The organism is Bacteroidota bacterium, from assembly GCA_016183775.1.
In the GTDB taxonomy this organism is placed as follows: Bacteria; Bacteroidota; Bacteroidia; order JABDFU01; family JABDFU01; genus JABDFU01.
Genome location: JACPDY010000151.1, coordinates 1 through 8,208 on the forward strand (window position 1 = coordinate 1; position 8,208 = coordinate 8,208).

Genomic DNA, 8,208 nt, shown 5'->3' on the forward strand with positions numbered 1-8,208 from the left:
CTGCGATAACACAGGCAATGTGTACCTGACAGGATATACTACCAGCCCCAATACGGGCAATGTAATTGCTACTGCCGGCGGTTTTCAAACTGTTTTAGGTGGAGGCAATGATGCATTCCTTGTAAAATTCAATCCAGCAGGCGCGCGGATTTGGGGCACTTATTACGGTTCGGTTTTTAATGAATTTAGCATGGGCGGCTGCCTTGCCATAGATGCAAACAACAATGTGTACCTGTATATGGAAGTAGAAGATCCGATGGGGTCTCTTTCTGATCTCGATGCCTGTGCCTACCAGCCGAATTATGCCGGAGGAGGAGAAGACCAAATGATCGTAAAATTTGATTCGGATGGTAAAAAACTCTGCGCTACCTATTTTGGAGGAACAGGTTACGAGGATTTAGACTTATATGGAGGTGGAATAGCAGTTTCCGGTAATTTATTGTTTGTCTGCGCATCCAATACAAATGGAGGCTACCCGGTAACCGCCGGTGCCCATCAAACAGTTCATAGTGTTATTGGTTTCGGAGGAGTAAATTTTGATGCCGTTTTAGCGTGCTTATGCATCAATATTTGCGAAGGCAAAACATCACTTGGCTTAGGCTTTACTGCTGCCACAAGCGTATGTGCAAATACCCCCGTTACATTTACACCAACAATAAGCAAGTCCTGCGATACTACAGGCTATAAGTATCACTGGGTGTTTACAAACGGCACCCCCGCCACATCCGATTCCATGAAACCTATTGTAAGTTTCTCCGGCGTAGGCACGCACAATGTTAAATTAGTTGTAACCACCCTTTGTAAAAAAGATAGCATTAAAATAGATAATTACATCACTACTACCCAATGTACTGTATGTAATTTAGTTGGCCAATTTACCAAGGGCACCGTCAACTGCACAAACTGTGGCTGCAAAGAATGGGTAATGGTAAACGCCACAGGGGGCACAAATCCTTACAGCTACCTTTGGCCGGATGGATATACGGGCAGGTATAAAAATAAACTTTGTGCGGGTACGTACACCATTATTATTACGGACAACAATGGATGCAATGCGACAGTTACGGTAAACGCGCCTTAAAAACAGCTCATGAAATAGTCATACACCTTTGGCATACAAACCGATATGAGTATATGACGTATTCCATCTGACAATTGAAAAACTAAAAAATATACACAGATGAAAAATACATATAAATACATTTTTGTGTTATTCTTGCTGGCAAACGTTGCAGGTTTCGCGGGCAATAATTGTTACCGGCAACCCTATCGCGACAGTGCAACATCAAAATTACAACCTGACAACAAAGAATAAAACTTCAGTGACAAAATGAAACAAAAGACATCAACTAAGACAAACAGCTTTCAATATTTATTTACGGCTTGTTTATTAATAATATTTTCTTTCGCAACCCCCACATTTGCCACGACATATTATGTTGACAGTAATGCCGGGAATGACTTGAATAGTGGATTAAGTGCAGGTTCTCCCTGGCAGACCTTGACAAAAGTAAATTCGTATTTGTTTTCTCCTAATGACAGTGTTCTCTTTATAAGAAACAGTGTTTGGCGTGGACAGTTAATACCAAAAAGTGGTTCCATTACAGGTTACATTACCTATTCCGATTATGGCACAGGTGCAAAACCATTATTGTTGGGCTCGGTTAACAAATCTACAACCAGCGACTGGATTAATGAGGGAGGAAATATCTGGCGTAGTGCTGTAACTTTTACTAAGGACATTGGAAATTTAATTTTCAATAACGCAACTGCTTTTGGTTTTAAAAAGTGGACTAATTCAGCTTTATCTCAGCAAGGCGATTTCTGCTTTGACAAAACTTCATATGTATTGAGAATTTATTCCACTGCAAATCCAGCTAATATCTATTCAGAAATTGAGTGTGCAGTTCGGCAGCACATAATTGACCAAAATGCAAAAAGCTATATTTCTTACAGCAATCTATCTTTAAAATACGGTGGGGCACATGGCATAGGCGGTGGCAACACCCACCATATTATAGTTTCAGATTGTGATATTTCATATATGGGCGGTGGTGACATAGATGGAATTAATAACACTCGGTATGGAAACGGCATTGAATTTTGGGCAAATGCCCATGACAATATCGTAGAACGTTGCAAAATTTGGGAAATATACGATTCAGGTGTTACTAACCAGAATCACGGTAATTCTGCACAACAGTATAATATTACCTATCGAAACAATCTAATCTGGAATTGTTCGATGGCATCTTTTGAATACTTTAATCGGCCAAGTTCATCTTCTACTCATGGCATATTTTTCGAGAACAATACTTGTGTAAATTCAGGTTATGGTTGGGGTGGGTTACAACGACCTGACCCAAGAGGCGGAGGAGTTTTGTGTTGGTCAACAGAAGCACCAACAGATTCAATAGTTATACGCAATAATATTTTCTATAACGCCCGAAGAACATTAGTGTTTATTGACACTAGTAGCATCCCATTAAATGGTATTATTCTTAACAACAATTGCTATAAACAATTTCACGACTCAACTTACATTGAGTTATACCCAACAAAATTTGATTCCTTGAGTTTTCTATCGTATCAGACAACTCTAAACAACGACCAAAATTCATTTATCGCAAATCCTGTTTTTGTTGATCTTTCTAATTCAGACTTTCACATAATGAACAATTCTCCATGTGTAAATACTGGTTTGTCAATAAACAACAGCAGAGATATTGATTTTGAAATCAGAAATATCAATTCCATTGACATAGGAGCGGACGAATATTATCCGAATACTTCAGTTGGTGGCGAACCATTATATGAAATGTTATTTTTTATTTATCCCAATCCCGCAATAGAAACTTTGACAATCCAGTTTATTGGCAACAACAGTAAAGAACAAGTTCAGATTTTTAATTCCATTGGAGCTTTAATAAAGGAAATAGAAATAACGCAAACATTACAAATCAACGTTGCTGATTTACCAGACGGACTTTATTTTATTCGCTTAAAAAATGGACAACAGCAGACACAAAAATTTATAAAACAATAGATAATAATTGAAAAATTTGCACAATAATGCATATAAAAATCAGCTCATGAAAAATACATATAAATACATTTTCGTGTTATTCTTGCTGGCAAACGTTGCAAGTTTCGCAGGCAATAACAAAGAAAATAATGACCCGGCCCTTGCACAACAATACCTGTCTGCCGAAGCGTTAGCGCAGGCAGGGATGCAAAACCAGCCTGTTAAGTTTTTAGAGAACAAAGGGCAAATGACAGATATGGATAACAATCCCGTTCCTTTTGTATTGTTCAAAGCCGAAGCGCCCGGCATGAACATGTATATTACCGAAAAAGGCATCACTTATACCTTTATTCAGTCAGAAGAAAACGAAAGCGAAGAAACTGAAAATGAAAAAGAAGGAAAGATGCATTCGGAGAAAGAGGAGAACATCATTTTTAAATGGGAGCGCGTTGATATGGAACTAAAAGGCGCAACCATAAAAAAAGAAAACACTTGTGGTGAGCTGAGCCGAACCATCATCAGAGAAGGCGTAAGCGCGGAACATTTTAATTATTTCTACGGGCATTGCCCCGATGGGATTTATGATGTAAAGCAATACGAAAAAATAACCATCAAAAATATATATCCCGGCATTGACTGGGTATTGTACAACAGTAATGAAAAAGGATTTAAATATGATTTTATTGTACATCCCGGAGCCGATTACAAACAAATCGAATTACGCTACAAAAGCAAAACACCCGTTAAAATAAATGCACAGGGCGAACTGGAACTTTACACCAATTACGGCAACATAAAAGAAAACGCTCCGGTAAGTTTTTATGAAGGACAAGAAATAAAAACCCGTTTCAAACAGCGTTATCAGAAGCGCATCGAAAAGAATGAAGACAATGGATACGAATCCTCTGTCGTCTTTGACCTGGAACCCGGAACCCGGAACCCGGAACATGGAACTTTAATTATTGATCCGCAACTCGTGTGGGCTACTTTTTATGGAGGGAATGCAGATGATGGTCCTATGTCCATAGACACTGATGGCGGCGGGAATGTGTTTGTAACGGGATATACCAGTTCCACCAATTTCCCTGTACAGATAGCAGGAACTTTTTTTCAAGGAGTGTATGGGGGAGGGGTAGATGCCTTTATTCTGAAATTTTCCAATGTCGGTGCTCTTTTGTGGGCGACTTATTATGGAGGAAGTGTAGCGGACGTGAGCCATTACATTGCCTGTGATGGCATCGGCAACGTGTTTGTAACTGGATATACCCAATCAACAGACTTTCCGGTTTGCAATGGTCTTGTATGTTGCGGCATTTGTACTCCAGGTTATTTTCAGGGAGTGCATGCGGGGGGAGGGGGCGATGCTTTTATTCTGAAATTTGATAATTCCGGCAATCGTTTGTGGGCGACTTATTATGGTGGAAGTGGATGGGACGTGGGCAATTCTATTGCCTGTGATGCAAACGGCAATGTGTTTGTAACTGGATCTACCTATTCAACCGATTTTCCGGTTTCTGTAGGTTGTTTTCAGGGAGCGAATGCGGGGGGGGGGGGGGCTGATGCTTTTATTCTGAAATTTTCCAATGTCGGCAATCGTTTGTGGGCGACTTATTATGGTGGAAATAGCTATGAAGAGGGGTGTTCCATTGCCATTGATAACAGCGGCAATGTGTTTGTAACTGGATATACCGGATCAACCAATTTCCCTGTTTCTGTAGCTTGTTTTCAGGGAGCGAATGCGGGTGGGGGTGATGCTTTTATTCTGAAATTTTCCAATGCGGGCAATCGTTTGTTGGCAACTTATTATGGAGGAAGTGGAGATGACCGCGGCTTTTCCATTGCCTGTGATTCAAACGGCAATGTGTTTGTAACAGGAAAGACCAATTCAACCAATTTTCCTGTTCAGAATGCAGGCACGTTTTTTCAGGGAGCGAATGCGGGGGGGATCGATGCCTTTATTCTAAAATTTGACAATTCCGGCAATCGTTTGTGGGCGACTTATTATGGAGGAAGCGGAAATGAATTGTGGTTTTTTTTTACGTATGATAATTTAGCTGTTAATTCCTGCGGCAATGTATATATGAGTTTTAATACCAATTCCAGTGCATTGTTGGTTCAGCCCTCTCCCTCCTGCTCTGGAGGATATTCTGACAATACCTACAATGGTAGTAGTAGTGGTGGTGTGTTTGGGGATATATTCTTGGTTTTATTTTCCAACACAGGAGCCCTTCTATGGAATACTTATATAGGCGGGAGTGGAGGGGATTTTCGCGAAGCATTAGCTGTTGATGCCAATGACAACCTGTTTATGGCAGGAGAATGGATTGATGTAACTAACTCTTCCACTTATCCTCTTACCGATCCGGGTGGGGGCGCATATTACGATGCCACTTTTAATAATTCTCATGATGGATATATTCTCAAATTCATACCCGATTCTGTTACTTACACCCAAAGCCAGGTTAACAGTACCACCTGCACACCCTGCAACGGCAGCGCCACCGTTAATGTAAGTTGCGGTAATCCCAATTACAGCTATGTATGGAGCAATGGCAGCAGCACCATGAATGTTACCAGTACCACCAATACCGTTACCGGTTTATGCCCGGGTACCTACACAGTAACCACAACAAGTAATTGCAATCAAACACAAACGGCAACGTTTGTTATAACGGGTACACCGTGTAGTACCTGCACTTTAGCCGGCCAATTCACCAAGGGCACCGCCAACTGCACAAACTGTGGCTGCAAAGAGTGGATCATGGTAACAGCCACAGGCGGCACAAGTCCTTATAGCTATGCCTGGCCCGATGGCTATGATAAGCGATACAAAAATCAGCTTTGTTCAGGTGTATACACGATAAATATTAAAGACAAGAACGGCTGCAGTATAAATGTCAATCTTACTGCACCATAACCCATTGTTAGTTATCAGGTGTTGGTAATAAAGCTACACGAATGTTAAGTTAGGTGTAATTTGTAAAGGGATAACATAGCTTGAAGCGATGTCATTCCTGATTTTATACGTCATTAAAAATTAACATACCACGAACAGTCAACGAACAACTTTTTTACCCTTTTCCCTTATAACATCCGCAAAAGGCTGATCCTCTATTTTACTGTCAAGCCATCGCAAAAAATCAAATTGCTCAGGAGTATACATATCAGGAACAGTATTTAAATTTTTCAGGATTTTCCGTTTTAGCTCTGAAAAGGCGCTGCGTTGCTGCATTTTTGAATTCAGAATGAAATATTTTCTGTAAATAAATTCTATTACGGTCTTCTCCGTTTTCGTCATGAGTTTATTCTCCTTTTTATTCCTGAGTAAAGTTCTGGCCAAGTTCACACAAATGTCTTCATTTCCCAACTCCAAATGGTTCATAACTGCAATTACCTTTGAATAATAATGTTGATCCTTCAAAACTTCAGGCTTAAACTCAATTCGCTGTATACGGTTACAATAGAATAATGATCGTTTATAATTACCCGTTCCAAAATATAAATGAGACAGATACAGATAAAGTTCCATGAGCCGGATCTTTTCAACAAGTTTTACATTTGTTTGCTCCAGCCAAATTTCGACTTCATTTACTTTCTCAATTCCTTCAACGAACTTTCCAAAATATACGTAAGTACAAAGTAATTGTTCAAAGTAGCGGACAAAAATTTCCTCTCTGCTCAATTCCATTCCTGTTGGTATGTGTTTCAGCTTATTAATATATCGGATAACCGTATTAAATTTCCCTGTCCGTTGCAAAATATTAATGATATTATGAATGGCAGCGGTATATACTTTGGGGTATTGCTTAAATCTTTCAGGCGCCGACTTTATAAATTTCTGCAGTAACTGAAAATGGCTCAGGCTTCGCTTATAATCACCAAAAAAATAAAACCGCTGCCCATTAAGGTGGTGATATAAGACCATAGCCTTAGCCGACAAAACATTGTTTACATCCTTTGTAAGTGCTGAATTAAATGCTTCATCAAATTTACTTCTTGAGTTTTCACTTCTTCTTACGGCACTATTATCTACTATCCATATTTTAGCTAAATTGTTATGTCTCCTATACTGGAAGTAATTCGCTTGCTTTTCAAGCACCCTGTTCTCCTCCAACTGAATGGTGTCAATATTATTCTTAAGCCATTTCAAATTTGAACTACTCTGCATCATCATCAACTCCAATCCTAAAATATCAATGTATCCTGTGAAAAGATCATTGCTTATCGCAAAATGCTTTGCTTGTTCAATATGTTTGCCACATAAGCGCCATTGCTTCTTATAAATCAACAACTCAATGTCATTGACCCGCTCACTCAACTCCATTCGGAGTGTTTTTCCTGAATGAAACATTCGTAGACTTTTTAAAATGAGTTCTGTGAGGATCTTTTTGTGAGTATCAAGGCGAGAAGCGAATTTTTTATTTGAAAGTCGTTCAACTATTTCGTTTTCATTATACACCTGTTGTGAACAAAGCAAACTAAACAGCTTGATGTAATTATTCTCTTCACTAAGTATATGCCGTTTGGAAAACAGTGAAAAGTACCTCTTCTCCTGGCCGGTAAGTGACTTTACCAGATCAAACAAATAAGTGGATTTTTCTCTTTTTCTTTCCTGAGCCTTCATTGAAATACATTATACACAAATATACTATTACGCTTCCAAATTTCGGACTTGTGGAAATAAGATGATTTTGGTTTGTCTTTCCTTACAAATCATTCTACCTTTAATAGGTTGAATATTAATAGTGAGAAGAAAATTTCATATAAACATTGTTCAGCAAAACCTCACATGACCCGAAAAATATTGTAGTATGAAACGAGCATGTATAATTTATACAAAGAGTCATGAACATAAAATGCGAGTTCCGCTTGACCTTCAACATCTTATAAAATATGTTCAAGTGAAAAAGTGTTATTTCAGTACCATTCTTGTCATTTTTATTACAACCAATATAATTCCAGCGGGTAATAATACTGTCAACAGCCCGAACCTGAAGGCGCAGACCCATGATTGGCTTGCAAAACAAAACCAATTCGGATTCCGGGAAAATAAAGGACAAATACTTGATAGTGAAAATAACCCCGCTCCCTATGTTTTATATAAAGCTGAAGTCCCCGGGCTTAATATTTGGGTAACCACCAGCGGACTTACTTACCAGTTCTTAAAAGACGAAGGAGCCCGA

Annotated in this window: 5 protein-coding genes; 4 read left to right on the forward strand and 1 reads right to left on the reverse strand. The window is 39.1% G+C overall.

The window, feature by feature from the left end:
- From HYU69_16695 to HYU69_16705, 3 genes are all read left to right on the forward strand, one after another.
- On the forward strand, positions 1-1,081 hold a 1,081-nt coding region (locus HYU69_16695), incomplete at its 5' end, for a hypothetical protein (protein ID MBI2271979.1).
- 249 nt (positions 1,082-1,330) lie between these two features.
- Positions 1,331-3,046 (forward strand): T9SS type A sorting domain-containing protein, encoded by a 1,716-nt coding sequence (locus HYU69_16700; protein ID MBI2271980.1) that lies wholly within the window; start codon positions 1,331-1,333, stop codon positions 3,044-3,046.
- 46 nt (positions 3,047-3,092) lie between these two features.
- Positions 3,093-5,942 carry an SBBP repeat-containing protein gene (locus HYU69_16705; GenBank protein MBI2271981.1) on the forward strand — a complete coding sequence of 950 codons (2,850 nt, stop codon included), beginning with the start codon at positions 3,093-3,095 and terminating at the stop codon, positions 5,940-5,942.
- Between the two features lie 138 nt (positions 5,943-6,080).
- Here HYU69_16705 and HYU69_16710 read toward each other — a convergent pair whose 3' ends face one another.
- Complete coding sequence (locus tag HYU69_16710; protein ID MBI2271982.1) at positions 6,081-7,649, reverse strand: hypothetical protein; 1,569 nt, start codon at positions 7,647-7,649, stop codon at positions 6,081-6,083.
- Positions 7,650-7,926: 277 nt separating this feature from the next.
- Here HYU69_16710 and HYU69_16715 point away from each other — a divergent pair.
- On the forward strand, positions 7,927-8,208 hold a 282-nt coding region (locus HYU69_16715), incomplete at its 3' end, for a hypothetical protein (protein MBI2271983.1).